Source organism: Campylobacter sp. CS_NA3 (assembly GCF_027797495.1).
Lineage (GTDB): Bacteria > Campylobacterota > Campylobacteria > Campylobacterales > Campylobacteraceae > Campylobacter_B.
Window position 1 is genome coordinate 206,429 of sequence record NZ_CP115609.1, and the last position, 26,128, is coordinate 232,556.

General features: G+C 33.9%; 30 protein-coding genes. 20 read left to right on the forward strand and 10 right to left on the reverse strand.

Features of this window, described 5'->3' with window-relative positions:
* Position 1: 1 nt before the first annotated feature.
* Genes PF026_RS01085 through gatC form a run of 4 tightly spaced genes read right to left on the reverse strand, consistent with a single transcriptional unit; the run spans position 2 to position 2,527 of the window.
* Positions 2-469: a Fur family transcriptional regulator gene (locus tag PF026_RS01085; protein ID WP_270863181.1), complete on the reverse strand. Its 468-nt coding sequence runs from the start codon at positions 467-469 to the stop codon at positions 2-4.
* Positions 466-1,146 (reverse strand): CvpA family protein, encoded by a 681-nt coding sequence (locus tag PF026_RS01090; RefSeq protein ID WP_270863182.1) that lies wholly within the window; start codon positions 1,144-1,146, stop codon positions 466-468. The genes PF026_RS01085 and PF026_RS01090 overlap by 4 nt, the downstream gene beginning before the upstream one ends.
* Entirely contained in the window at positions 1,146-2,228 is a 1,083-nt protein-coding gene (locus PF026_RS01095; protein ID WP_270860131.1) for a type IV pilus twitching motility protein PilT, read from the reverse strand. The genes PF026_RS01090 and PF026_RS01095 overlap by 1 nt, the downstream gene beginning before the upstream one ends.
* An 11-nt stretch (positions 2,229-2,239) precedes the next feature.
* Positions 2,240-2,527 (reverse strand): Asp-tRNA(Asn)/Glu-tRNA(Gln) amidotransferase subunit GatC, encoded by a 288-nt coding sequence (gene gatC / locus PF026_RS01100; RefSeq protein ID WP_270860130.1) that lies wholly within the window; start codon positions 2,525-2,527, stop codon positions 2,240-2,242.
* A 122-nt stretch (positions 2,528-2,649) separates the two neighbouring features.
* On the opposite strand from gatC, the gene PF026_RS01105 reads away from it, so the two are divergent.
* The 6 genes from PF026_RS01105 (at position 2,650) to PF026_RS01130 (ending at position 6,375) form a co-directional block, all read left to right on the forward strand.
* A complete protein-coding gene (locus tag PF026_RS01105; RefSeq protein WP_270863183.1) occupies positions 2,650-3,204 on the forward strand; it encodes a hypothetical protein in 555 nt (184 codons plus the stop codon).
* A gap of 4 nt (positions 3,205-3,208) precedes the next feature.
* Positions 3,209-4,219 (forward strand): L-seryl-tRNA selenium transferase, encoded by a 1,011-nt coding sequence (locus PF026_RS01110; RefSeq protein ID WP_270863184.1) that lies wholly within the window; start codon positions 3,209-3,211, stop codon positions 4,217-4,219.
* 1 nt (position 4,220) lies between these two features.
* Complete coding sequence (locus tag PF026_RS01115; RefSeq protein WP_270863185.1) at positions 4,221-4,553, forward strand: hypothetical protein; 333 nt, start codon at positions 4,221-4,223, stop codon at positions 4,551-4,553.
* Entirely contained in the window at positions 4,540-5,163 is a 624-nt protein-coding gene (locus PF026_RS01120; RefSeq protein WP_270863186.1) for a type III pantothenate kinase, read from the forward strand. Before PF026_RS01115 ends, PF026_RS01120 begins: the two co-directional genes overlap by 14 nt.
* Positions 5,160-5,774, forward strand: coding sequence for an ATP phosphoribosyltransferase (gene hisG, locus PF026_RS01125; RefSeq protein WP_270863187.1), 615 nt, complete (start codon positions 5,160-5,162; stop codon positions 5,772-5,774). Before PF026_RS01120 ends, hisG begins: the two co-directional genes overlap by 4 nt.
* Before the next feature lie 199 nt (positions 5,775-5,973).
* A complete protein-coding gene (locus PF026_RS01130; RefSeq protein WP_270863188.1) occupies positions 5,974-6,375 on the forward strand; it encodes a hypothetical protein in 402 nt (133 codons plus the stop codon).
* A gap of 403 nt (positions 6,376-6,778) precedes the next feature.
* Here the strand turns inward: PF026_RS01130 and PF026_RS01135 are convergent, their stop codons facing one another.
* The 6 genes from PF026_RS01135 to nadD all read right to left on the reverse strand — a co-directional run bounded on the left by PF026_RS01135 (position 6,779) and on the right by nadD (position 11,443).
* Positions 6,779-7,099 carry a helix-turn-helix domain-containing protein gene (locus PF026_RS01135; protein WP_270863189.1) on the reverse strand — a complete coding sequence of 107 codons (321 nt, stop codon included), beginning with the start codon at positions 7,097-7,099 and terminating at the stop codon, positions 6,779-6,781.
* Positions 7,083-7,415, reverse strand: coding sequence for a type II toxin-antitoxin system RelE/ParE family toxin (locus tag PF026_RS01140; protein ID WP_270863190.1), 333 nt, complete (start codon positions 7,413-7,415; stop codon positions 7,083-7,085). Before PF026_RS01140 ends, PF026_RS01135 begins: the two co-directional genes overlap by 17 nt.
* Positions 7,416-7,467: 52 nt before the next feature.
* A complete protein-coding gene (locus PF026_RS01145) occupies positions 7,468-8,520 on the reverse strand; it encodes a LexA family transcriptional regulator (protein ID WP_270863191.1) in 1,053 nt (350 codons plus the stop codon).
* 88 nt (positions 8,521-8,608) lie between these two features.
* The gene (locus PF026_RS01150) at positions 8,609-9,304 is read right to left on the reverse strand and encodes a S24 family peptidase (protein WP_270863192.1); all 696 of its coding nucleotides are present in this window, start codon (positions 9,302-9,304) and stop codon (positions 8,609-8,611) included.
* A 10-nt stretch (positions 9,305-9,314) separates the two neighbouring features.
* Positions 9,315-10,304, reverse strand: a complete 990-nt coding sequence (locus PF026_RS01155) for an XRE family transcriptional regulator (protein ID WP_270863193.1) — start codon at positions 10,302-10,304, stop codon at positions 9,315-9,317.
* A 245-nt stretch (positions 10,305-10,549) separates the two neighbouring features.
* Positions 10,550-11,443: a nicotinate (nicotinamide) nucleotide adenylyltransferase gene (gene nadD / locus PF026_RS01160; protein ID WP_270863194.1), complete on the reverse strand. Its 894-nt coding sequence runs from the start codon at positions 11,441-11,443 to the stop codon at positions 10,550-10,552.
* 75 nt (positions 11,444-11,518) lie between these two features.
* On the opposite strand from nadD, the gene gap reads away from it, so the two are divergent.
* The 14 genes from gap to PF026_RS01230 all read left to right on the forward strand — a co-directional run bounded on the left by gap (position 11,519) and on the right by PF026_RS01230 (position 26,111).
* The gene (gap, locus tag PF026_RS01165; protein WP_270863195.1) at positions 11,519-12,517 is read left to right on the forward strand and encodes a type I glyceraldehyde-3-phosphate dehydrogenase; all 999 of its coding nucleotides are present in this window, start codon (positions 11,519-11,521) and stop codon (positions 12,515-12,517) included.
* Positions 12,518-12,527: 10 nt separating this feature from the next.
* The gene (locus tag PF026_RS01170; protein WP_270860121.1) at positions 12,528-13,730 is read left to right on the forward strand and encodes a phosphoglycerate kinase; all 1,203 of its coding nucleotides are present in this window, start codon (positions 12,528-12,530) and stop codon (positions 13,728-13,730) included.
* Position 13,731: 1 nt separating this feature from the next.
* Positions 13,732-14,424: a triose-phosphate isomerase gene (locus PF026_RS01175; protein ID WP_270863196.1), complete on the forward strand. Its 693-nt coding sequence runs from the start codon at positions 13,732-13,734 to the stop codon at positions 14,422-14,424.
* The gene (gene fabI / locus PF026_RS01180; protein WP_270863197.1) at positions 14,421-15,239 is read left to right on the forward strand and encodes an enoyl-ACP reductase FabI; all 819 of its coding nucleotides are present in this window, start codon (positions 14,421-14,423) and stop codon (positions 15,237-15,239) included. The genes PF026_RS01175 and fabI overlap by 4 nt, the downstream gene beginning before the upstream one ends.
* A 30-nt stretch (positions 15,240-15,269) precedes the next feature.
* Positions 15,270-16,271: a 3'-5' exonuclease gene (locus PF026_RS01185; RefSeq protein ID WP_270863198.1), complete on the forward strand. Its 1,002-nt coding sequence runs from the start codon at positions 15,270-15,272 to the stop codon at positions 16,269-16,271.
* On the forward strand, positions 16,268-17,095 hold the full coding sequence (locus PF026_RS01190) for a DNA ligase (protein WP_270870373.1): 828 nt from the start codon (positions 16,268-16,270) through the stop codon (positions 17,093-17,095). The genes PF026_RS01185 and PF026_RS01190 overlap by 4 nt, the downstream gene beginning before the upstream one ends.
* Before the next feature lie 28 nt (positions 17,096-17,123).
* Positions 17,124-18,113, forward strand: a complete 990-nt coding sequence (gene galE, locus PF026_RS01195) for a UDP-glucose 4-epimerase GalE (RefSeq protein WP_270870372.1) — start codon at positions 17,124-17,126, stop codon at positions 18,111-18,113.
* A 72-nt stretch (positions 18,114-18,185) separates the two neighbouring features.
* On the forward strand, positions 18,186-19,730 hold the full coding sequence (locus PF026_RS01200; protein WP_270863201.1) for an oligosaccharide flippase family protein: 1,545 nt from the start codon (positions 18,186-18,188) through the stop codon (positions 19,728-19,730).
* Positions 19,727-21,010: a Coenzyme F420 hydrogenase/dehydrogenase, beta subunit C-terminal domain gene (locus PF026_RS01205; RefSeq protein ID WP_270863202.1), complete on the forward strand. Its 1,284-nt coding sequence runs from the start codon at positions 19,727-19,729 to the stop codon at positions 21,008-21,010. The genes PF026_RS01200 and PF026_RS01205 overlap by 4 nt, the downstream gene beginning before the upstream one ends.
* On the forward strand, positions 21,007-22,059 hold the full coding sequence (locus PF026_RS01210; protein ID WP_270863203.1) for a polysaccharide pyruvyl transferase family protein: 1,053 nt from the start codon (positions 21,007-21,009) through the stop codon (positions 22,057-22,059). The genes PF026_RS01205 and PF026_RS01210 overlap by 4 nt, the downstream gene beginning before the upstream one ends.
* Complete coding sequence (locus tag PF026_RS01215; RefSeq protein WP_270863204.1) at positions 22,056-23,111, forward strand: glycosyltransferase; 1,056 nt, start codon at positions 22,056-22,058, stop codon at positions 23,109-23,111. Before PF026_RS01210 ends, PF026_RS01215 begins: the two co-directional genes overlap by 4 nt.
* Positions 23,108-24,169: a glycosyltransferase family 4 protein gene (locus PF026_RS01220; protein WP_270863205.1), complete on the forward strand. Its 1,062-nt coding sequence runs from the start codon at positions 23,108-23,110 to the stop codon at positions 24,167-24,169. The genes PF026_RS01215 and PF026_RS01220 overlap by 4 nt, the downstream gene beginning before the upstream one ends.
* Positions 24,130-25,074 carry a glycosyltransferase family 2 protein gene (locus tag PF026_RS01225; RefSeq protein WP_270871575.1) on the forward strand — a complete coding sequence of 315 codons (945 nt, stop codon included), beginning with the start codon at positions 24,130-24,132 and terminating at the stop codon, positions 25,072-25,074. The genes PF026_RS01220 and PF026_RS01225 overlap by 40 nt, the downstream gene beginning before the upstream one ends.
* The gene (locus PF026_RS01230) at positions 25,071-26,111 is read left to right on the forward strand and encodes a glycosyltransferase (protein WP_270863207.1); all 1,041 of its coding nucleotides are present in this window, start codon (positions 25,071-25,073) and stop codon (positions 26,109-26,111) included. Before PF026_RS01225 ends, PF026_RS01230 begins: the two co-directional genes overlap by 4 nt.
* The last annotated feature ends 17 nt before the right edge of the window (positions 26,112-26,128 follow it).

Consider the following 26,128-nt stretch of genomic DNA (forward strand, 5'->3'; position numbering starts at 1 on the left):
TTTATTTCCTTTTTTTAGCACAATCGTTGCAAATTCCGTAAAGTTGCATAAGATGTCCAGTGAGAGTAAAGCCGTTGGCTTTTGCTATATTTACCTGTTTTTTTTCTATGCTGTGATCTTCAAATTCAACGATTTTATTGCAGTTTTTGCATATAAGGTGATCGTGGTGATCTCTGTGAGCAAGTTCAAATTTTTTGCCTTGTGCGCCAAAAGAGATCGAAGTCGCCATACCTGAATCTTCAAGCAAATTTAGTGTTCTATAAACAGTTGCTATGCCGACATTTAGCTTTGGATATTTTGCTTTTACTTCGGCGTGTAGGGCTTCTGGTGTGAAGTGAAGATCGCTGTTGTAAAGAATTTCAAGCAAAACTTCTCGTTGCTTTGTGTATTTAAGCCCGTTTTCTCTAAGAGCTTTTTTAAATTCGTCCATTATCTGGTTGAAATTTAAATTTTGAATATTTGTTTTCATATTTCGTTTCCTTGCGTTTGATTTATATCGTTTAAATTTAATTCATTACTTAAATTTGAGTCTAAATTTAGACTGCTGTTTGTATCAGAAATTTTGTATTCAGGTTCGCTTATAGCTTCATTTATTGTCTCTTGCACGGCGTTTATATTTTCTTTTACGCTTGGGTCATCTTTCATTTGCATTATCCAGTCGCCGACATTTACTAAATGCGGATAAACTGCACTTGTGCTAAAAAATCCCTTTGTTTGTTCGTTTAATAAAGCAGAACCTTTTATCATCGTGGCAACTACGGCAAAGATTAAGAAAATTTTAGCCGAGCTAAAAATAAAACCGCCAAGTTTATCAACAAAACCTAAACCGCTCCATTTAAAGAATTTTGAAATTATCTCGCCTAAAATCAGACAAATAATCCAAGTTCCAAATAAAATAGCCAAAAATCCAGCTAAAAGTTCGGTAGAATCGCCACTTAAAACACTAGTTGCAGATTTTAGGTTGTAAATTTTTTCACTAATCCAAGCCCCTGCCATAGCCTTATATCGAACTGCCAAAATAAGACCGCCGATAAGCCCTAAAATTCCAAAAATTTCTTTTATAATGCCGTTTGCAAGACCGCGCAAACCAAAAAGCACAATCAAAGCGATAACAACAGCATCAAACCAATTTATACCTTCAAGCATCACTCACCTACTATACCGATTAGCTCTTGTAAATTTGTTGAATATCTAAGAGCATTTTCTTTTGATATGAAATTTGAGCGAATCGCTTTTACCATCGCTTGTGTTTGCGTAACCATACCAGTTTGTTGTTGGTTAAGTTGCATTTGTGAGTAAATTTGATGAACTTTGTTTTCGCGGATTAGGTTTGCAACGGCGTTGTTGTTTATCAAAATTTCATGTATCGCGATACGACCACCGCCAAGCTTTGGAAGCAAAGATTGCGAAATAACCGCAGTTAGCGAAACTGAAAGCATGTTTCTAACTTGAAGTTGTTCGCCGCCGTCAAAGCTATCGATGATACGGTTGATTGTTTGGATCGCTGAGTTTGTGTGAAGTGTTCCAAAAACCAAGTGTCCTGTTTCAGCCGCAGTAATGGCAATAGAAATGGTTTCACGATCCCGCATCTCACCGACTAGGATAATATCAGGGTCTTCACGAAGTGAGAATTTCAAAGCTTGTGCATAAGAGTGTGTATCTGTTCCTATGTTTCTGTGAGAAAATAGAGATTTTTTATTTTGATGCACGAACTCCACAGGGTCTTCAACCGTGATAATGTGTTTTCGCTCTTTTTCGTTGATTTCATTTAGCATAGCTGCTAGGGTTGTTGATTTACCGCTACCTGTCGGACCGGTAACAAGTATCATACCTTTTTCGCGTTTGACGACTTCTTTAAAAATATTTGGTGCTCTTAAATCATCAAGACTAGGAATATCGATAGGAATAATACGAAACGCAGCAGCCAAATCGCCGTTCATCGTATAGTAGTAGTTGCCCCGAAAGCGTCCGATATTTGGTAACTCGATTGCAAAGTCAAGCTCTTTGTTTTCTTCAAGTTCGCTTTTTTGCGCATCGGTGATTAACGCATAGCAGATATACTCAATATCTGTTCCTGTTAGCGGATCCATTGCCAAAGGACGCAAAGTTCCGTCAATGCGAATTTGCGGAGCACTTCTTGAAACTAGGTGTAAATCCGAAGCTTTGTTAAAAACAACGGTTTTTAACATCGTTTCGATGTCAATTAATTTTTTTTGATTCTCTTCCATAAAAACCTTCCTTATTCTATGATTTTAGGGACGACAAAATAGCTTCCGTCGCTGTCCGGTGCGTGTTTGATAATCGTATCAATCACATCGCTTTTGCTAGGCACATCTTCTCTAAACGGCGTCCCGCCCTTTAAAGTGGTGATAGCCACCTGAGTATCGTCCAAATTTAACTCATTTAAAATTTCGACGAAATCCACGATATTATTTAGTTGATTTTTAATCTCATCACGCTTGTTTTCAGGAATTTTTAAAGCGCTTAGTTTTTCAAGTTTGTTTAAAATGACATCGTCAATTATCATTGATTTCCTTTTTTTGATAAATAAAACGAGACATTATATCATAATTTATCTTGATATTAGTCGCTTTTAAATATTTTATGCTACAATTATGCGAAATTTAATTTTTAAAAAAGGATACAAAATTGGCTTTAAAGGACGATATTGCAGGTATCAAACAAGAAATAGGCACAGAAGAGCAGTTTTTGGAAAGTATCATCAAAAGCGAACTTTTCATTAAAAAATACAAAAAACCTTTGCTGGGACTTGTTGCAATTTTAGTTTTAGGGTTTGTGGGATATTATGGAAATTTGTTTTTTGAAAACAAACGCATTGACAGCGCAAATGCACTTTATAACGAACTTTTGAAAAATCCAAATGACAATGCAAAAAAAGATGAGTTAAAATCAAAAGATTTAAATTTATATGCAGTTTTTGAGCTAAAAAATTCGCTTAAAAACGGCGATAACGCAAAACTTGATGAGTTGGCAAATTCTAATATAGATCCGCTTTTAAAAGAGATTATAAATTTGCAAAACGGCAAACAAGGTGCTTTGCTAGAAGATTATAACAGTTTCATCAACGGATATGAGCTTTTAAAAAGCGGTAAATTTGATGCTGCCGAAGTTGAATTTAATAAAATTCCTGCCGATTCGCCGTTTAAACAAATGGTTGTAAATTTAAAACACTATAATGGATAAAAAAATGAAAAAATATGCACTTATTTTAACAATTTTGGTTTCAGTTTTTTTTGCAGGTTGTTCGACAAAAAGGCAATATTTCGAGCCGTTTGATGAAAATGTCGCAGGAAAAGTTAGTTTTGAAGGAAACCTGCCTTCAAAAATCATCGCTTCAAATTACAATGGTGCAACACTTGCTAACGGTAATGTTGTCTCTAAAATGGGCGTAAATTCAAATTTTAAACTAGCAAAAAATGAGAAATTTTTAGGCGAATTTGAAGGCAAATTTGTAAGTACAAACGAAAAAGGCGCGTTAAAAGTTAGCGATGAAAGCGGAAATTTATTACTTGATACATATATCGATACACAGGCTTTAAGTGCAGCTATAAACGGCGATGATTTGGCTGTTGTAGGCTCAAATAATACAATTTATCTAATCAAAATTTCATCAAATTCGGTTGTAATGAACCAAAAACTAAGACAAGCTTATGCAGTTGATTCTAGGGTTGCTTCGCCTGTTTTTGTCGAGCAACTTGTCGTCTATCCTAGCCTTGATGGGCTTTTGGTTATAGCAGATAGATACAACGGCCGTATTATACGAGATATGGTTATAAGCGATCAGCCGTTTTTTAACAACGCTATTGACTTAAAAGTTTTGGGCGATAATATGTATGCAACAACGGCTTCAAAAATCATGCTAATCTCTCCTATGGGAAATAAATCTTATAGTGGCGAAATTCGCTCCGTGCTTTTTGGAAATGACAGAATTTACGCATTTTTAAAAGACGGCGTGGTTGATATGCTAGATTTAAATTTAAACAAAATAAAATCTAAAAAATTCACATTTGCCCTGTTTGCAGGTGCCGGAATCGCAGGAAATTCGCTAAATATCGTTGAGAAAACCGGATATTTGATTAAAACGGATTTAAATTTAGAAAACGAGCAAATTTTTGAGTTAAATGACGAGATTGACGAGAAAACTTTTGTAAATTCTCACGCATTTTATCACGACGATAAATTTTTAAGTTTTAACTAAAATGCAAAAACAAATTTCGGAGCTTTTGCGTTCAAAAAAGCTCCTTTTAAAAAATTTCAAAACGCTAGATACCAAAGAATTTAGCAAAAAACGCTCGTATGAAATTTATTTTGGCATAGATTTGGACGGCTTTTTTACTTTGGTTTTCGTGCGAAATGCAAAAAGCAGATTTATAAGCAAAGACGCAAACGAGCTTTTAAGTTTAGATAAAATCGTGCAGGAAAAGCTAGGTAAAATCGTCAAAAAAAGAGTTTTATTTTACAACTCGCAAATGTGCAGTAAATCTAAAAAAATCTTAGAAGAAAGCGAATTTATATTTTATGACTTTGTGTGATATAGGCAATACTACGGCTAAATTTTATAAAGACGGCGTTGTTAGATATATGGAAAATTCGCAGTTTGAAAGCTACGAACCAAGCGAGCGAATTTATTTTATAAGCGTAAATGCCAAATTTAAAGAAAAACTTGAAAAAAACGAAAATTTTTTTGACTTAGAGCCGTTTTACGAGCTAGATACCGAATATAAAGGGCTCGGTATCGATAGGGTCGCAGCATGCACCGAGATCAAAGACGGCGTCATCGTCGATGCAGGAACGGCTATAACGCTTGATTTAATGGAAAATTCACGCCACAAAGGCGGCGTTATAATGCCCGGAATTTACACATTTTTAAATTCATACGCCGAGATTTCGCCACGCCTAAATGTCGTGCTAAATACGCAGATTGATTTAGAAAAACTGCCAAATCGCACGGTCGATGCGGTGAGTTATGGGCTTATTAAAAGTGTGATTTTGCTTATTAAAGATTTTTCAAAAGATAAAAAAATTTATTTTACGGGCGGAGACGGGCATTATTTGTCGCAGTTTTTTTCAAATTCGATTTACGATAGAAATTTGATTTTCCGTTCAATGCTAAATTTGCTAAAACAAAAGGATATAAAATGATAACCGTTGCACTTCCAAAAGGTCGCATTGCTGATGATACTTTGGCGATTTTTAGAAAAATTTTTGGACTTGATTTTAAATTTGAAGATAGAAAACTCATAATGAGCGAAGGAAATTTTAAATTCCTTTATGTGCGAAACCAAGATATACCGACTTATGTCGTCGGAGGGGCTGCTGACATCGGCGTGGTGGGGCTTGATGTGCTTGAAGAACACCGCCCGGATGTGCTAAGACTGCTTGATTTAAAAATCGGAAAATGCAAGGTTTGCGTTGGTATTAAAAACGAAACTGAGCTAAATTACGGGGTGCCCGGCATAAAAATCGCAACGAAAATGCCAAATATCGCAAGGGAGTATTTCGCTCAAAAGGCGATTGCGGTAAGCATTATCAAACTTTACGGCTCGATTGAACTTGCGCCTTTAATCGGTCTAGCGGACGCTATCGTCGATAATGTCGAAACCGGCACAACACTAAAACAAAACGGATTAAAAGTCGCCGAGACGATAATGGAAAGCTCAGCGCACTTAATCGCAAATCGAAATAGTTTTGTTATCAAACGAGATGAAATTCTTGACCTGCGAGAGAAGATTGCAAAAGAAATTGGTTTGTAAAATCAAACCAGCCTAGCTTTTTCGTCACGCGAACTCGGACAGACGAATTTGGTTAATCAAATGATTAAAAATGATAAATTTAATAAATGCAAAAAATTTGGTGGGCAAGGACGCCTACCATACGATACTTGGTGATTGATATTAAAAATTTGTTATGATAAATAAGTTACAATTCTAATAAAATAAAATGGGAATTGCGATGACGCTATGGAATATCTTAGAAATACTATTTATATTAATGATAGTAATACCAGTTACTTTGAATGACTACGACAAAGCGAAACGGCAGCGAGATAGAGAATTGGTTCGCAAAAAGCAGTTGGAGCGGTTAAATGACTTTGGGATACCCATAAAAGAATTATCTCGCGATGGGTATATTGAAACATTGAGAACATTAAGAATAATAGAAGCTTGGAAAAAAGAAAAAACTCCGAAACAACCTATTCGCAGTCCATATGCTGGATTGGCACCTTGGATAATATTAGATAGATTTATGGAAAAAAATTTAGATAAACCGGAAGTAATATTGCAAGAATTTAATCGTTTAAAGTTTATACAAGCAAAGCTAGACAAATCAAAACAAAATGATTATCAATGCTAGATAAAATTTAGTATCGTAGGGTGGGCATCCTTGCCCACCAAAAATAATATAAATATTACTCATTATATATAGATTAATTATTTCATTATCAATCAAACTTCTCTAATTAGCCACAAAAAGTATCATAAGATGGGCGTTCTTGCCCGTAAAATTTAACAAATATAAATATAATCTTAAAACCAAATTTGAAACCATAAAATAAACCATGTCAATAATTTACAGCTTTAAATTATCAAATAAAAAAGTTAAAATTCAAAGCAAGATTAAATTAAAGGATTTGTATTATGTCATTACTTAACAAATAAGAATTATATTTTTTAAATCTTGCTTTGATTTCATTAACTGCTCCGTATAGTGTCGCAGTAAATAGAATTAGCGATAGTAGTTTTTTATTGATTATCCTTTAATTTGCTACTGGTGTATTTATCGGTGCGACATTAAAATTTACTATCTTTTTACCACACGCTTTTAGGTAATTAACGATTGTTCCGTATTTCAAATTTAAACTACCGCTTTCAATCCTAGCAACTGCTGATTGTTTTACGCCCATTTTCTCTGCAAGTTGTGCTTGTGTGAGATTTGCTTCTTGTCTAGCATCTATAAGCGAGATTATAAGATTATACTCATCTTGCAACTCATCGTAAAGCTTTTTGACTTCTGCATTATTTTCCAAAATATCTTTTTTAACATCTTCAAATTTTAAAGATTTAGTTCCTATTCGCATCTTTCCACTCCTTTAACCTTTTTAACGCTAATTCGATTTTATCGTTTGGCGTTTTCTGTGTTTTCTTTACGAAGCTAGTTAAGATTATAATTTTCTTGCCTATTTCGTAAGCATAAAGACTTCTTGCTATATCGCTCTCTGCCCTTATGCGAATTTCAAATATTCCGTCCCTTAAAGGTTCGGTTATTTTACCCTTTGCGTTATTGCCTTTTTCTTTTAAGACATCTAAAAGCATAAGACCACGAGCTAATAAATGTGATGGTAGCTCATAGAATTCGCCTTTTGAATTATCATCGCTAAATATAATTTCCCACATAAAAAAACCTTAGAATTTCGTAAATTATAACATTGAAGTTATAAAAGCAAGTTTAAATTTGTTTGCTTACTATACTATAACAGCCGACAACTCTGCCTAAAATATCTATGTTTTCGGCTTCGTTGATTTCGATAGGTTCGTAGTCTTTATTGTCTGAAATAAGAGCAATTTTTGGTCGTTTGCGTAAGCGTTTAACGAATAACTCATCATCATAGCGACACACATAAATAGCTCCCTCGATTTGGCTAAAATCTTGTTGGAAAACGATTAAGTCGCCCTCTTTAATGGTCGGCTCCATTGAGTTACCGGCACAAGGGATTATACCTAGTTTTGATTTTGGATTTACATTAAACATAAGCTTTAAATCACTCTCTTTAAAAGGGATATAATCATAATCGCCTGTGTCGAAATTTAAAATGCCTTTTCTTGCACTCGCTAACCCGTCTTTGAAAAAGGGGACATAAATAGTATCAGGTTGCTTTTTATGTAATAAATAGTCTTGTTTAGTGGCTATATTATTGCTTTGAATTTCGCTTATTTCGGTTGTTGGCGAGTTCCCTTTTTTAGAAATAATGTGTTTTTTTGTTATAGGGACATCGTTAAAAAAATCATCAGTAGAACAATTAAAAATATTTGCAAGACACACGATTTTATCTATATTAGGCACTGCCCTTAGGTTATCATCATTTCTAAACCAAGATTTTATAGCGTTTATTGTTAGGTTACAGCCCTCTATTTTTAATAAAGCCAATAATCCTTCGTATGTTAAGTCGTTAGCAATTAGCAATCTTTTTAAAAACATATAATTAAATTTTTTATCCATAATACACCTCATTTCGGATGTATCTATATTGTTATCTACGCTTTTTTGTGTGATAAAAATATCTTGGCTAACTAACTTATCAAAAGGAATATCTAATATTTCTGAAATAGCCTTTGCTTTTTCTATCTCAGGCTTATTATTCTCATCTCTAAACCAATAATTAACCCCATTTAACGAAATATCTAATCCAGCGTCTGTTAATAATGTTGCTAATTGGTCCCTACTTATTTTTTTTTCTTTCATAACTCTTTTTAGTAGTTTTTTATTAAAATTGTAGTTCATTTTAAATTCTCCTATTAAAAATTGTAGAAATTATACGATAATTCATAAAATAAAAAAATATAGCAATGCCATAAAACAATATCTATCATTAATTAATTCCCAATAATCTTAGCCGTCTAGTCCTAGAATTTTCAATATCTTTTATAATCCTAACCACTTTTGCCATTTTTAGGTTGTCTAACATATCTCTATCGTTTGCTAAAATTGTCAGTGTCATAAAATTCGGGCTATGGTTTAATGGCTTAAATTGAGTATTATCTTGTTTATCTTTAATAAAAACCTTAATGGCGTTTTCTGCAAATAATTCATAATGCACTAAATCGCCATTTAAAATTTGAGCATTTGGATTACAAATAACAATGTCTCCATTTTCAATATCCGGTGACATACTATCTCCACTAGCCCTTATAGCATACATACCTTTTTCGTAAAAATCTTTTGGGACATAGGTAAATCCGCTCTCTTGGCAACCATTTGAAATTGGCAGCCCACAACTAGCTTCGCCTATTATCGGAATTTTAAAAATATCAACTTTTGAAAATCCGTCTAACGACTTTGGGCTGTCTATTAGTAAATTATCCAAAGGGATTTCAAAATAGTTGCTTAAAAAGACTATTTTTTGTAAGTCTGGGGTGTTTGGATTTGTTTTTCTAAACCAAAGCTTTATAGATGTTTCAACCAGTGGTATTCCGTGTTGATTAAAAATTTCGGCAAGTTTTGAATATGTGATTTTATTTTCTTTTAAAATACTCTTTAAAAGCTCTCTATTGATATTTAGCTTCATTTTTATACTCCTAGAAAATCCCTTGATTGTTAAAAACTAACCCTTTTGAAATATGAATTCTACCACAGACCTTGCCTAAAATTTCGAAATCATCATCGCTATTTAGAATAATATCGCCATAGCTTTTGTTTATAGAAATTAGCTTTACGCCACCTTTCGGCAAGAAATCAAGCTTTTTTATATAAATCGTTTCTTGCGTTCGCACGATATAAATACCTGCTATTTTAACGAAGTCATAGCGATGATTTACCATATCAATAATCGCCAAATCGCCCTCGTAAAATTCAGGCTCCATACTATCGCCTACGATTTCAACAACCTTTAAATTCGTAGGGTTTAGTTTGCCGATGATTTCACGGCTAACGCTTATGCTTTTATCGCTTTGAAGCAGTTCTATATCAAATACGCCCTCGCTACCGGCACCAGCTAAAATGTTTAATTTTGGTATTGTTACGATGTCCGTCGGAGTATTTGGAATATCAAACATATCTTGTTCTATTAGCTCGTCCGCTGGGATTTCTAATATTTCAGATAATGCCTTTATTTTTCTTAAATTTGGCGTTAAAGGGTTTGTTTTTACAAACCATTTTTTAATCGTAGGGACAGAAGTCGGTTCTCCATATTGTTCCAATAAATATGATAATGTTTGATAGCCTATCCCCTTGTTTGATAAATGTTTTTTTAAATTTATCGCATTAAATTGAATTCCTACCATAATCCGCCTCCTTATTTTAGGATATTGATTATATCCATTGTCTGCGGTAGTGATTGGATTATGTAAAGTATTTTCGCTGTCTAATAAAACAGACGGATTTATATTTAAAATTTTAGCAATAGCGATTATTTTATCTATTTTGGGGCGAACTGCTTGTTTTCCGCTCCCTTGTTTTGTCTCATATTGAACGATAAGTCCTTGCGTTACACCTAAACGATTAGCTAATTCTAGCTGCGTTAATCCTGCTTCTTTGCGATAAAATCGCAATTTTTCTGAGAATTCCATATTTTACTCCTTATTTTTATTGTAAATTTTACTATTTTAAAAAATAGTTTGCCTAATATTAGTATCGTAGGGTGGGCATCCTTGCCTACCAAAAATAACACAAATATTACTCATTATATAGATTAATTATTTCATTATCAATCAAACTTTCATAATTAGCCACAAAAAAGTATCATAAAATGGGCGTTCTTGCCCGTCAAATTTAACAAATATAAATATAATTTTAAAACCAAATTTGCCTAAATTTAGGCAAATTCATTTCTTTTTAGTTTTTCCAAAAACTCTTCGATATTGTATTTTGCGCGGTAGCGTTCGTCCATTAAGTGAATTATAATATCGCCCAAATCCACAACGCTCCACTCATCGCTACTTTCGATAGCCAAAAACTCTTCGCCCAAAGGTTTTAAAACGCTTTTTAACTCATCGATTAGTGCTAAGCCATGGCGACCTGTCAAAGTGGTAGCGATGACTACAAATTTAGCGATATAATCTTTCTCGCTCATATCGATGATTTCGACATTTTCGGCTTTTTTGTCATTTAAAATTTCTGCGATTTTTTCGGCTCGTTGTTTTGCTGAATTTTCACTCATTTTTTGATCTCCGTAAAATTTTATAACTTCATCTTTTATCAAATTTGGAATTTCGCCTTTCAAATTCGACCTAAAAAACGATGACGACATATTAACATTTAAATCCATTTTTTGCAAATTTACGCCGTGAATTTGGTTCGGAATTTTTACGCCATCACGAGCAAAAACCACAAATTTAACCAAATTTTTAAGCTCGTCAAATTTGTGCCATTTGTCTAAATTTGCCAAATTATCGGCTCCGATGATAAGATAAATTTCGCTTTTTGGATATTTTGAAAGCAAAAAATTTACACTTTTTATGCTTGGCACTTTTTCATTTTGCAAAATTTCAAAATCGCAAATTTGCACTTTTTCTAAATTTCCCCAAAGTTTTTCTACCCATTTTAGCCTTAAATTCGGCGGTGCAGAAAATTTTTCTTTAAACGGATTTAAAAATGTCGGCATTATAACAAGCAAATCGATATTTAAATTTGCTAAAATCGAGCGAACTATTTTCTCGTGTCCGGTGTGTGGCGGGTCGAAACTGCCGCCAAATAGTGCTATTTTCATATTTTTTACCCGTTTAACCTAATTTAAATTCCAAATTTAGTAAAATTGCGTGAATTATACCTAAAAGGATATTATATGGCACTAAAAGTTGCAATAAACGGCTTTGGACGAATCGGCAGGTGTGTGGCTAGAATCGCACTAAATAGAGATGATATAGAAGTTGTCGCTATCAACGATACCGCTAAACGGGAAGTTACAAGATACTTACTTCAATACGACACCGTGCATGGCGAATTTAATAAAAAAGTTGAGGTTATAGATGATGATTTTATCGCAGTTGATGGCAAAAAAATCAGAGTTTATAGCACAAGAGACGCAAATGAGCTTGATTACGCTGGACTAGGTGCCCAAGTTGTTTTAGAATGCACGGGAGCTTTTTTAACAACCGAAAAATGCCAACCATTTTTAAACAACGGCATTAAAAAAGTCGTTATGAGCGCACCTGCAAAAGACGACACTCCGACATTTGTAATGGGCGTAAATCACGAAACTTACGCAGGTCAGGCTATCATCTCAAATGCAAGTTGCACTACAAACTGCCTTGGGCCTATCGCAAAAGTTCTTGATGACGAACTTGGCATAGAAAAAGGCTTGATGACGACAATCCACGCTTACACAAACGGACAAAGCTTGGTTGATGTTAAATGCCGTGATTTCCGTAGAAGTAGAGCAGCAGCTTGTAATATAATCCCTACAACAACAGGTGCTGCAAAAGCCATAAATTTGGTGCTTCCGCAACTAAAAGGCAAAATGCACGGACAAAGCGTGAGAGTGCCTGTGCCAAATGTTTCTATGGTTGATTTAAATGTCGTTACCAAAAAAGAGACAACCGCTGCTGAGCTAAATGAAATTTTTAGAAAATACGCAAATGGCGCTATGAAAGGCATTTTGCTTGTTGATGATGATCAAAGAGTTTCGACTGATTTTTGCACTAGCGCATATTCGAGCATAGTTGCAAGTGATTTAACGCAAGTAATTTGTGGAAATTTGATAAAAGTTATGAGCTGGTATGATAATGAATGGGGTTATAGCCACCGACTAATCGACCTTGCAATGTATGCAGCTAAAAAATAAGGATTGCAAGATGAGCGAAATTCTATCAATCAAAGATTTAAAGCTAAAAGCAGGGGATAAGGTTTTTATTAGGTGCGATTTTAATGTGCCTATGGACGAGTTTTTAAATATCACGGACGATCGCCGAATTCGCTCGTCGATTCCTACGATAAAATACTGCTTGGACGAAGGTTGTAGCGTGATTTTGGCTAGTCATTTGGGTCGTCCAAAAAACGGCTTTGAAGAGAAATTTTCACTTCGTCCTGTGGCAAAAAGACTTTCAAGATTTTTGGATCGTGAAGTTAAATTTGTAAATGACATAGCAGGATATGACGCTAAAATGGCTGTGAATTCGCTAGAAAAGGGCGAAGTTTTGTTGCTTGATAACTTGCGATTTGAAAAAGGCGAAACCAAAAATGATGAAGAATTAGCCAAAAAACTTGCCGAATTTGCCGATTTTTACATAAATGACGCATTTGGCGTTTGCCACAGAGCGCACTCTTCTGTGGAAGCTATTACTAGATTTTTTGATAAAGAACACAAAGCAGCAGGATTTTTGCTGATGAAGGAAGTGCAGTTTGCAAGAGATCTTATCAAGCGACCTGCGCGTCCTTTCGTAGCTGTAACGGGCGGTAGCAAGGTAAGCGGAAAGCTTCAAGCTTTAAAAAATTTGCTACCAAAAGTCGATAAACTCATCATCGGCGGCGGTATGGCATTTACATTTTTAAAGGCTGTCGGATACGATATAGGAAATTCGCTTTTAGAAGAAGATTTGATTGAAGAAGCAAAAAATATTTTGCGAAAGGGCAAGGAATTGGGTGTTAAAATTTATATCCCTGTCGATGTCATCGCAGCTCAAAGTCCTTCGCAAGATGCAGTTATGCGTTTTGTAACCGTGCAAGAAATTCCAAGCGGTTGGATGGGGCTAGACATCGGTCCTGCAACCGTCGCACTTTTTAAAGAAGCGTTAGAAGACGCTCAAACTATTTGGTGGAACGGACCTATGGGTGTTTTTGAAATCGATAAATTTGCGCGCGGCAGTTTTAGGATAAGCCACGCAATCGCCGAAAGCCACGCTACGACGGTCGTTGGCGGTGGCGATACAGCCGATGTCGCCCAAAGAGCAGGGGACGCTGATGAGATGACATTTATCTCAACGGGCGGTGGAGCAAGTTTGGAGCTAATCGAAGGAAAAGAGCTTCCGGGCGTAAAAGTTTTAACAACGGAAGAATAAGATGATTTTCGCGGCAAATTTAAAGTGCAATCACACAAGGGCTAGTTTTGGCGAGTATTGCGAATTTTTAAATGCGAATTTGAGCAATGAAATTTTATCAAAGCACCAAATTGTGGTATTTCCGCCAAGTGTAGCTTTAAATTCGCAAAATCACAAATTCACGCAAGGCGCACAAAATTTCTATCCGTGCGAAAAAGGCAGTTTTACAGGCGAAATCGGCAAAGAAATGCTGGGTGAATTTGGCATAAATTGTGTTTTAATCGGACATAGCGAAAGACGCGAAATTTTGGGTGAAACAGACGAGCTAATCGCAAAAAAATTCGAATTTGCAAAATCGCAAGACTACATAATCATCTTTTGTATCGGCGAAAACGAGCAAATTTATAAAAACGGCATAACAAAGGAATTTTTAACTTCGCAACTGGCAAAAATCGATTTAGATTATGCAAATTTGGTTATCGCTTATGAGCCAATCTGGGCGATTGGCACGGGGAATACCGCAACTAGCGAAATCATAGATGAAATTCTAAGCTTTTTACGCACGAAAACGAAGGCGCCTTTGCTATATGGGGGAAGCGTAAATTTAAAAAACATAGCCGAAATTTCGCAAATTCCAAGTTGCGACGGCGTTTTAGTGGGAACTGCTAGTTGGAGCGCAGAAAATTTCATAAATCTAATCAAGGAAGCAAAATGATACTAAAAGGTAAAAAAGGGCTAATCGTCGGCGTTGCAAATAATAAATCTATCGCTTATGGCATTGCGAAAATTTGCCACGAGCAAGGAGCGGAGCTGGCTTTTACATTTTTAAATGACGCTCTTAAAAAGCGCGTCGAGCCGATTGCAAATGAGCTTGGAAGCGATAAAATTTACGAGTTAGATATTAACAACGACGAGCATTTGGCGAATTTGCGAACGAGTTTAGAAAAAGATTTTGGCAAATTTGATTTTGTGCTTCACGCTGTGGCATTTGCACCAAAAGAAGCACTTGATGGCAAATTTATCGATACTTCAAAAGAAGCTTTTAATATTGCCATGCAAACTTCGGTTTATTCGCTGATTGCTTTAACAAATGCGGTTGAACCTTTGCTAAATGACGGCGGAGCGATTTTGACTCTTAGCTACCTTGGCGGCGTGAAATTTGTGCCACATTACAATGTCATGGGCGTGGCAAAAGCAGCACTTGAAAGCTCTGTTAGATACCTAGCACACGATTTAGGCGTTCGTGGAATTCGCGTAAATGCGATTTCAGCAGGTCCAATCAAAACTCTCGCAGCTAGTGGAATCGGCGATTTTCGTATGATTTTGCGTTGGAACGAGCTAAATTCGCCGTTAAAGAAAAATGTGGATATTTTCGAAGTCGGCAAATCTGGCGCATATTTGCTTAGCGACTTTGCCAGCGCAGTTACGGGCGAGATTCACTATGTGGATTGCGGTTATAACATAATGGGCATGGGCGACATCGCCACAGATGAAAACGGGAATACCATTTTAGCGTGGGATAAAAAGTAGATTTATAAAATTGCTTGATAGGGCTGATTTATGAGCGAGTATATTTGCGTTTTTGATTGTGAAACTATCCCTGATGTAGAAACTCTTAGCAGAGTTTTAGATAAGAACGAATTTAGCGAGTGCTGGGAAGAAATTCCAAAAGAAAACACAGATAATCTTTTTGGCGATGAACTAGAAGCAAATGTGGTAAATGATGGTAAAAATTTGGAATTTGATAAAAACGCAGATTTAGGGCAAAATAGTGAAAAAAACATTAAATTTTGGGGCGAAAATAAAATTTATAGCGACGATAAAACAAAAATTTTAAATCCATTAAAGCTTAGCAAAAAGGCACAAGCGTTGCAAAAAGAAAAAACAGGGAGCGAATTTTTGCCCGTTTGTTTTCACAAAGTGGTCTGCATAAGTGCCGTTATGGCGGATAAATTTGGCAATTTTATGCGGGTTTCGACTCTGCAAGGCAAAAACGAAAAGGAAAAAATCGCTGAGTTTTTAAAATTTATAAATTCGCACAACCCTCGCCTTGTAAGCTTCAACGGACGAGGCTTTGACCTGCCGATGATTATGGTTAGGGCGATGAAGTATAATCTAGATGCTAATGCCTATTTTGAGACAAACGACCAAATCACAAACAAAAACAAATGGGAAAATTACCGAAGTCGCTATGACGGGCGTTTTCATTTGGATTTGCTTGATCACATTAGCGATTTTAGGGCTGTTAGTGGTTTGAAGCTAGATTATTTATGCGCGACTTTGGGGCTGCCCGGAAAATACGATGTTAGCGGCGATCAAGTGTTAGATTTGTATTATGCGAATAAGCAAGAAAAAATCGATGAGTATTGCGAAAGCGACACGCTAAATACCTACTGGCTTTTCCTAAAATACGAGCTTTTGCGTGGAAATTTGCAAATTGGCGATTATGCGAATTATTTGGCAAATATGCAAAAATTTCTAAACGAAAAGTGCGAAAATATGAGTTATACAGCAGTTTTTAGCAAATTTATTGACGATGAGATAAAAAGGCTTGATTTGTGATAAAACAGCTTGTTTTATTGATTTTACTTTTAAATTCTGCACTTTTTGGCAAAAACTTAAATCCCATGCTATTACAAATTTACAAAGGCGATGAAAATCTCACAGGCTGGGTTATCAGCGAAAAATTTGACGGGGTTAGAGCCATTTGGGACGGAGCAAATTTGTGTAGCCGAAACGGAAAAATCATAAACGCTCCAAAATTTTGGACGGAAAATTTTCCGCCGTTTGCGATTGACGGAGAACTTTGGACGAAGCGAGAAGATTTTGAAAATTTATACTCTATCGTCGCTGATAGTAAGCCAGGCGATGAGTGGAAAAGTGTTAAATTTTTGATTTTTGATGTGCCAAGTGTTAAAGGAAATTTGTTTTCTCGCCTTGCAAATTTGCGTGAATTTTTAAATAAAAATGAAGTAAAAAATATTGAAATCATCGAGCAAATTCCCATAAATTCGCATAAAGAAGTAAAAAAATTTTTAAATTCGGTTTTGGCTAAGGGTGGCGAAGGAGCGGTTATTAGAGATCCAAATTCGCCATATATAAACGGGCGAAGCGATAAAATTTTAAAAGTTAAAAAGTTTTTAGACAGCGAGTGTGAAGTTTTGCAAATTTATAACGGCAAAGGCAAATTTAAAGGCAAAATGGGCTCGCTTTTGTGCCGTGATATAAAAAGTGGCGTGGAATTTAGACTTGGGTCAGGTTTTGGCGATGAAATTCGAGCAAATCCGCCAAAAATCGGGCAAATTCTAACCTATAAATTCCAAAATCTCACAAAAAACGGCAAACCGAGATTTCCCGTTTTTATTCGATTTAAAAAAGAATTGTAGTATAATAATTAATTTTAAGGAGCAAAAAATGAAAATTTTAATCACAGGTGGGGCAGGTTATATCGGAAGCCATGTCGTAAAGGCACTTTTGGAAGAAGGCGGACACGACATAGTCGTAGTTGATAATCTTTGCAAAGGGACACAAAAAGCGATTGACGCTCTTAAAAGCGTGGGTGCGTTTGAGTTTATCCAAATGGATTTGGAAAATATAGCAAAAATGGACGAAATTTTTAAATTTAATAAATTTGACGCGATTATCCATTTTGCGGCGTTTATCGAAGTTTTTGAAAGCATGAGTAATCCTTTAAAATACTACCTAAACAACACGGCAAATGCGATAAATTTGATAGCACTTTGTCAAAAATACGGCGTGAAAAATTTCATTTTTAGTTCGACGGCGGCGACTTATGGGGAGCCTGAAACTGGCGTAGTTAGCGAAGAAAGCCCACAAAATCCGATAAATCCTTATGGTAGAAGCAAACTAATGACTGAGTGGGTTTTAAAAGACGCTGGGGCGGCAAATAGGGATTTTAAATACGGAATTTTGCGTTATTTTAATGTCGCAGGGGCTTCAAGCGACGGACTTATCGGACAAAACTATCCAAATGCAACGCATTTAGTCAAGGTTGCAACTCAAACGATAGTCGGAAAACGCGAAAAAATGAGCATTTTTGGAGATGATTATCCGACAAATGACGGAACTTGCGTAAGGGATTATATCCATGTGGAAGATTTGGCTCAGGCACATTTGTCGGTGCTTAGATATTTGCAAAATAACGATAGTAGCGTGTTTAATGTAGGTTATGGCACCGGTTTTAGCGTAAAAGAGGTTATAGAGTGTGCTAAAAAAGTAAGCGGGGTTGATTTTAAGGTTGAAAATGCACCGCGTAGGGACGGCGATCCAGCAAGGTTAATCTCAAATGCAGATAAATTAAAAGCTAAAACTGATTGGACGCCAAAACATAATAATTTAGAAGAAATTGTTCAAAGTGCGTTAAATTGGGAAAAGAAGAACTAAAAAATGGTATTAAATTCAAACAAATTTTTTAAATTTGTTTGAATTTTTTTAATTTAAAATTTTGGTAAATTTATGAATTTTTCTACTATTTTAAATTCTCCATCGCACTCACAGCGAAAATTTGGCGTAGTATTATCGTATATAAATATCTTTATTTCTACGATTTTAATGCTTGTTTATACGCCGTTTTTTTTGCGTATTATGGGACAGAGTGAGTATGGGTTGTATTCACTTGCCAGTAGCGTTATAGGCTATTTAGCGATTTTAGATTTGGGTTTTGGAAATGCGATTGTTGTCTATACTGCAAAATATATAGCTAGTGGCGAAATCGAAAAAGAAAAAAAACTTTATGGCACTGTTTTTAGTGTGTATTTATGTATGAGTGCAATCAGCCTTATAATCGGGCTTTTGCTTATATTTTTTACTCCGCAAATTTTTGGCGAAAAATTAAGCCTAGATGAAATTTCAAAACTTCAAATAATGTTATCCTTACTTACATTTAATTTTGTTCTAACCTTTCCATTTAGTATTTACTCATCAATCTTGACAGCTTATGAAGATTTTGTATTTTTAAAATTAATTGGGATTTTACGAACAATTTTATTACCAATTATTACTATTCCTATTTTATTTTTAGGGTATAGGGCGATTAGTATGGTAATTGTAGCAACTATCATAAATTTGGTAGCAATTTTTGTAATTTACTTTTTTTGCAAGAAAAAAATAAATCCAAAAATAAGCGTTAAAAGCTTTGATTTTAGCAGACTTAAAGAGATTTTTGCGTATTCGTTTTTTATATTTTTGGGTATGATTGTCGATCAGGTTAATTGGAGCGTGGATAATTTTATTTTAGGCGTAGTTGCAGGAACGACGGCGGTATCGCTGTATGCTGTTGCAAGCGGTGTAAATTCTATGTTTATAACTCTTTCTGTAACCATAAGCGGTGTAATGCTTCCAAAAATTTCAAAAATGGTTTCGGCAAATTCGACCAATGACGAACTTACAAATGAAATGATAAAAATCGGCAGGTTGCAATTTTATATCATTTTCTTTATATCTTCGGCTTTTATTCTATTTGGTAGAGATTTTATGATACTTTGGGCTGGGAAAAATTACGAAACAAGCTACTATGTAGCGATGATTTTAACAATTCCAATTAGCATACCTTTAATCCAAAATTTAGGCATTGCGATTTTACAAGCGAAAAATAAATTTAAATTTAAAGCCATTGCAACCTTTATAATGGCGTTTGTAAATATCGCCATTTCGATTCCACTTGCCAAAATTTACGGCAGTATCGGTGCTGCGTGTGGAACTGCGACGGCTTTGGTGGTTTTAAATATAATTGTTATGAATTTATATTATCACTATAAAATCGGCTTAAATATGTTAAAATTCTGGGCTAATATAGCTAAGATGTTTATTATTTCGCTTGGTTGCGTGATGATAATTTTACTGATAATTTATGCGTTAAATTTACACGGAGTTATCTATATTTTGGTTTGTGGTGGAATTTATGCGATAATTTTTGCTATTATTAGTTTTAAATTTATTATGAACGATTACGAAAGAGCGATTTTTAGCAATGCTTTTGCAAAGATAAGGAGCAAATTTTGAATATCATAGGTGAAGTTGTCGCAAAAGATAGATGTATCGGCTGTGGCGCGTGTGCCGGGCTGTGTCCATCAAAAGTGCTAAGTATGGATTTTAATAGCTTTGGTCATTACGAACCAAAAGAAATTCCAGGTTGCAACCCAAAATGCGATATTTGCTTAAAAGTTTGCCCTTTTTATGAAAAAGATTTAGCTGAAAATGAAATCTCAAATGAAATTTTTGATAGTAAAAATTCATATAAAGAAATAGGCAAATATGTTGGGAATTATGAATTTTTTATAAAAGATGAAAATGAACGCATAAATAGTGCCAGTGGCGGGGCTGGATACTACCTGCTAAGCGAACTTTTGAAACGAAAAATGGTCGGTAAAATCATCGCCGTTGCGCCGTGCGAAAATTCGGAAAAATTATTTAAATTTGATATTTTTGATAACGCAGAAAGCTTAAAAAACGCTAGAAAATCGGCATACTATCCAACTAATATGGAAGAAATTTTAAAATTTATATTAGCAAATGACGATACTTACGCAATAACTGCTTTGCCGTGCTTTGCAAAGGCTTTGCGACTTGCAATGAAAACCAACCCAAAACTTCGCAAACGCATAAAATATATGATCGGACTTGTTTGTGGTCAGGTCAAAAGCAAAAAATTTGCTCAATCGTTGGCAGATTTGAATTTCAGAGAACACAAAGAGCTTAAAAAGGTTGATTTTAGATACAAAATCAAAGATAGACCTAGTTCAAATTTCGCTTTTAAATTCTTGTCTGATGATGATTGCTCATCGATTAGAGATTGGTCGTCTGCTAACGAACACGCAACTTCACCAGTGACATTTTGGACAAGTAGAGCCTTTACGCCACTTGCTTGTAATAACTGCAACGATACTTTTGCGTTATGCGCAGACGCCGTGCTTATGGATGCGTGGCTTCCTAAATTTACACCCGATTGGCGCGGACATTCGCTTGTGATAACAAGAAATAACGAGCTTGATGAAATTTTTAAAAATGCAGATAAAAATGCCGTGCATTGCGAGAGTTTCGATATAGAGCAAATTTATACTTCACAGCGAGCCGTCGTGGCACAAAAAGCTGCGTATTTTTATAATAAATTAAATATTTTACAAAAGCAAAAACTAAAATTGCAAAGAAAAATTTATCGTGACGATATGAAGGCGATTAAATATATAAATGATTATGTAAAATTTGAAAAAGTGTTAGAAAAAATCAAATTCCCATTTTTGGTTTGTAAATATATCATTAGAAAAATAAAGGAAAAAATGTGAAAATAGCGATCCTGACTCTGCCTTTGATAAATAATTATGGCGGAATTTTACAAGCCTATGCCTTGCAAAAAACTTTGGAAAGTTATGGTTATGAAGCAAAAATTTTAAGAATAAAATACGATAATAACTATTTTTCTCTTGCTTATTGTAAATTTTTAGCTGCAAAAATTATTAAATTTAGAAAATATAAAGATGCAACATACGGATTAAAATATTTGAGAGATACTACAAAATTTATTAAAAAAAACATAAATATTACAAAAGATATTTTTGAGATAAAAGATTTTGAAAAAATTTTAAAAAATGAGAAATTTGACGGCATAGTTCTAGGTAGTGATCAGGTTTTGCGTCCTAAGTATTGGAGTTTTAAGGATTATGAAAAATGCATTTTAGGGCTTAGTGATGATTTGAAAAAAATCATCTACGCAGGAAGTTTTGGTTCAAAACAAGCTGAAAATTTAGAAAAATTAAAAAGCGTTTTTGATAAATTTAAGGTCGTATCTGTGCGTGAAAAAAGTGGCGTGGAGCTTTACAAAAAGCATTTTGGCGTAGAAGTAAAATGGGTGCTAGATCCTACACTTTTAGCCGATAAGCAAATTTATGAAAAATTTCTTTGCGAAACGAAAGCCGAAAATAAAATTTTTGCCTATATTTTAGATAGCAATGAAAAAACTAGCCAAATTTTACGAGAAGTTTCGGAGCGTGAAAATTTAGGCATTTGCGAAGTAAATGACACGGCTAATCGCATAAGTATAGAAAAGTGGATAAGCTCTATCGCAAAAGCGAAATTTGTCATCACAGATAGCTTTCATGGGTGCGTTTTTTCGATAATTTTTAATAAACCATTTTTTGCTTTTGTTAATGAAGCTAGGGGAAATGCTAGGCTTGAATCGCTTTTTGAAATGTTTGAGCTAAGCGGTAGAATTATAAATTCAAGTGGCGATATAAATTTGGATAAAAAAATAGATTACGAACGGGTAAATCAAATTTTGCTCAAACAAAAAGAATTTGCGAAAAATTTTATAATTTCGAACTTGGAAGAAAAATGAAAATTTTATTTGTAATCTCCACTTTGAGAAACGGCGGAGCCGAAAAGGTCATGGCGGTGTTATCGTCATATTTCGCGAATTTTCACGATGTAAGTTTAGCTAAATTCGAAAGCTTGGAGCCATTTTACGAGATAAGCGAAAAGGTAAAAATCATAAATTTAGATTACGGCGTCGATAATAAAGGTTTTTTTGCAAATTTAAAAAAACGATTTGGCAAAATTTTTGCCCTACGAAATTTGATAAAAAATGGCAAATTTGACTGCGTGATTTCCTTTATGGATAGCACAAATTTGCTTAGCATTATCGCTAAATTTGGTTTTAAAACGCCATTAATAATTTCTGAGCATTCAAACCACACCCTGCTTAGTAAAAAATGGCAAATTTTAAAAAGGCTTTTTTATCCCCTTGCAAACGGCTTAACCGTGCTAACAAATGATGATTTAAAGCATTATTTGTATGTCAAAAATAGAACTAAAATTTATAATCCCGTGTTTGCAGATGCGCAAAATTTTAGCCAAACACAAAAGGAAAATTTAATTATTTTCGTTGGTAGGCTTATCAAAATCAAAGGTTGTGATATATTTTTAAATGCTTTAAATTTGGTTGATTTAAACGGCTGGAAAATAGAAATTTTAGGCGATGGCGAAGAAATGCGAAATTTACAAAATTTAGCCAAAAATTTAAATTTAAACGCCGAATTTAAAGGGAGCGTGAAAAATGTCGATGAATATTATTCGCGTGCAAAAATCATCGTATCAAGCTCGCTAAATGAGTGTTTGCCAAATGTTTTGGTTGAAAGTATCAGATTTGACTGCGTTCGTGTCGCAACGCCTACGGTTGGGGCAAAAGAGCTTATAAAAGACGGCTTTGATGGTTTTATTAGCGATGATTTTAGAGCTGAAAATTTAGCAAAAAAAATAAAATTTGCTATGCAAAGCAACAACGAAATTTCGCAAAATGCAAATTTGCGAAAAGATGAGTTTAAAATAGAAAAAATTTATGGAAAATGGCTAGAATTTATAAATTCAACTTTGGAGAAAAATAATATATGAAAATTTTATTTGTAATTCCAAATATAGGTAAAGGTGGCGCTGAGCGTGTTTTGAGTATTTTGGCAAACTATCTTAATAATAAACATGAAATTGAAATTTTAAAATTTGATAATGATGAACCATTTTATGAAATTTCAAAAGATATTAAAATCACAAATGCAAATTTTAGTATTGGAAATTCTAGTCTTTTAGTGGAAATGTTAAGAAGAATTATATATTTAAGAAAAGCTTTTAAAAGTAGAAATCCAGATGTCATTATATCATTTTTAGACTATGTTAATATATTATCAAGCATTGCAAATTTTGGTCTCAAAAATAAACTTATCATAGCAGAACATAGTAATTATAATTTTCTACAAGGAAGAATTTGGAGATTTTTAAGGAAAATAACCTATCATTTTGCAGATGGCTTGACGGTTTTGACACGATACGACTCGAAGCATTACGCTTATGTGAAAAATGTAACAGTTATGCCTAATCCAATGTTTAAAATACCAAAAATTTCGGAATTTAAAAAAGAAAATATTATTTTGGCCGCCGGTCGTCTTATAGAGCTAAAAGGCTTTGATATATTTTTACAAGCTTTAAGTAAAATTGATAAAAATTTATTGGACACATGGAAAATAATTATCGTAGGCGATGGAACCGAAAGGCAAAATTTGCAAAATTTAGCAAAAGAGTTAAATTTGAGCATAGAATTTACCGGTTTTGTAAAAAATATCGATGAGTATTATAAAAAAGCTAAAATCGTGGTTGTAACTAGCAGAATAGAGGGATTTTGCAATATTTTAATGGAAAGCATCTATTTTGATATTGCTAGAATTTCGACTGATTGCATAGCAGGGCCTGGTGAGCTTATAGAAGATGGCAAAGACGGCTTTTTGTGCGAGGTCGATAATATAGATGAAATCGCTAAAAAACTAGAAATTTTAATGCGTGATGAAAATTTGAGAGAAGAATTTATAAAAAATGCAAATTTAAGGCGAGATGATTATAGCATAGAAACCATTGGCAAAAAATGGCTAGAATTTATAAATTTGATTGTGGAGAAAAAATGAAACTCAGCGTAATAATACCAACTTATAATCGTAAAAATTTACTAGAACTTGCATTAAAAAGCGTCTTGGAACAGGATTATAAAAATTTAGAAATAATAATAACGGATGATCATTCCACAGACGGAACCAAAGAACTTGTAGATGATTATATAAAAAAATATGGCAGTATATTTTATTTTTTAAATGAAAAATATGAAAAAGGGCCAAATGGGAACAAAAACAACGGTTTTGATAAGGCAACTGGCGAAGCTTTGGTTATATTAGACGATGATGATATTTTATTGCCAAATGCTCTTTCAAAAATGGTAGAAATTTTAAAACAAGGATATTGCAGTGTTTGGGCGCAATGCTATTATGAAATAGACGGCAAATTAACAGATAAATTTTCTGGTTTTGGCATAGATAAAAGCGGAGAAATAGATAAAGAAGATTATTATAATGGTAAAATTCAGGGTGAATTTTTGGTTATGTTTAGGCGTGAAATGCTTGGCAATAAAAGATTTGAGAGCGGATTATATGGAAATGAAAATACTCTTTGGATAGATTTTTTTGATTATAGGGCATATTATCTGCATGAAGCTGTGAGAATTTATAGGATTAAGCAAAATAATAGCGTGATGAGTAATGCTTTTAAGCATTCTGATAAAATTATAAAAGGATATGAGATATATATACAAAAGCTTTTACAAAAAAGCGATAATATTAATAAAAAGTATCTATCAAAATTATATTTTATATTAGCCCTGCACCATAAATCAAATGGAAATTTAGCGAAAATGTATAAAAATTTATTCCAAAGTTTATCGCTAAATTTTGATAAAAAGAGCTTTGTCTTGCTATTTTTAGGTCTTTTGCCAAGGCAAGTTTTTGTGTTTCTTATAAATAAAATAATGAGTGCAAAATGAAAATTTTATTTATTATAGCAAATATCGCAAATGGTGGTGCCGAGCGAGTTTTGCAGGTTTTAGCAAATTCTTTATCTAAAAAACATGAAGTAAAGATAGTGGTTTTATCGGACGATGAAAAAAAATATAAATTTGACGATAATATAAAATTTATCTATTTTAATCTAAATCAAAATAGTGGTAAATTTGATAAATATATACTTTTGAGAAAATATTTTAAAGCAGAAAATCCGAATTTGATAATTAGCTTTATGGATTGGACAAATGTGGCGTGTGTGATTGCAAATTTGGGATTAAATTATCCGCTTATCGCTACTGAACATGTTAATCATAATCTTTGCACATCGTCGCTTTTTGCAAAAATAAGAAATTACAGCTATAAATTTGTAGATTTTTTAACCGTTTTAAATAAAGAAGAACTAAAATATTATTCAAAATTTACAAAAAAATGTAAAATAATCTACAACCCTTATTTCGGTAAATTATTGCAAGACGATATACAAAAGAAAAATATTATTTTAAGTGTGGGACGATTAGAAAGCGTAAAAGGATACAATATTTATTTCAAAGCTTTAAGTTTGATTGATAAAAAATTATTAAGCAAGTATGAAATTCAAATCGCAGGAGACGGTTCACAAAGACAAAATTTGGAAAATTTAGCAAAAGAGTTAAATTTAAAAATTAATTTTTTAGGTCACCAAGAAAATATTTCTAAATTTTACGAAAAAGCTAAAATATTTACTATGTTTTCTTTAAGCGAGTGTTTGCCAAATGTTTTAATCGAAGCCGCATTTAACAAATGTGCTAGAATTTCTAGCGATACAACTGGTGCAAAAGAGCTTATAAATGACGGATTTGATGGAATTTTATTTAAAATAGGAGATGAAAAAGAGTTGGCGCAAAAACTTTCAAATTTAATGCAAGATGAAAATTTGCAAAAACAACTAATAAAAAACGCAGAAATTGGGCTAGATAAATTTAAAGTAGAAAATATAATTTTAAAATGGGAAAATTTGATTGAAAATATAGCAAAATAAATTTAAAAAAGGTTAGA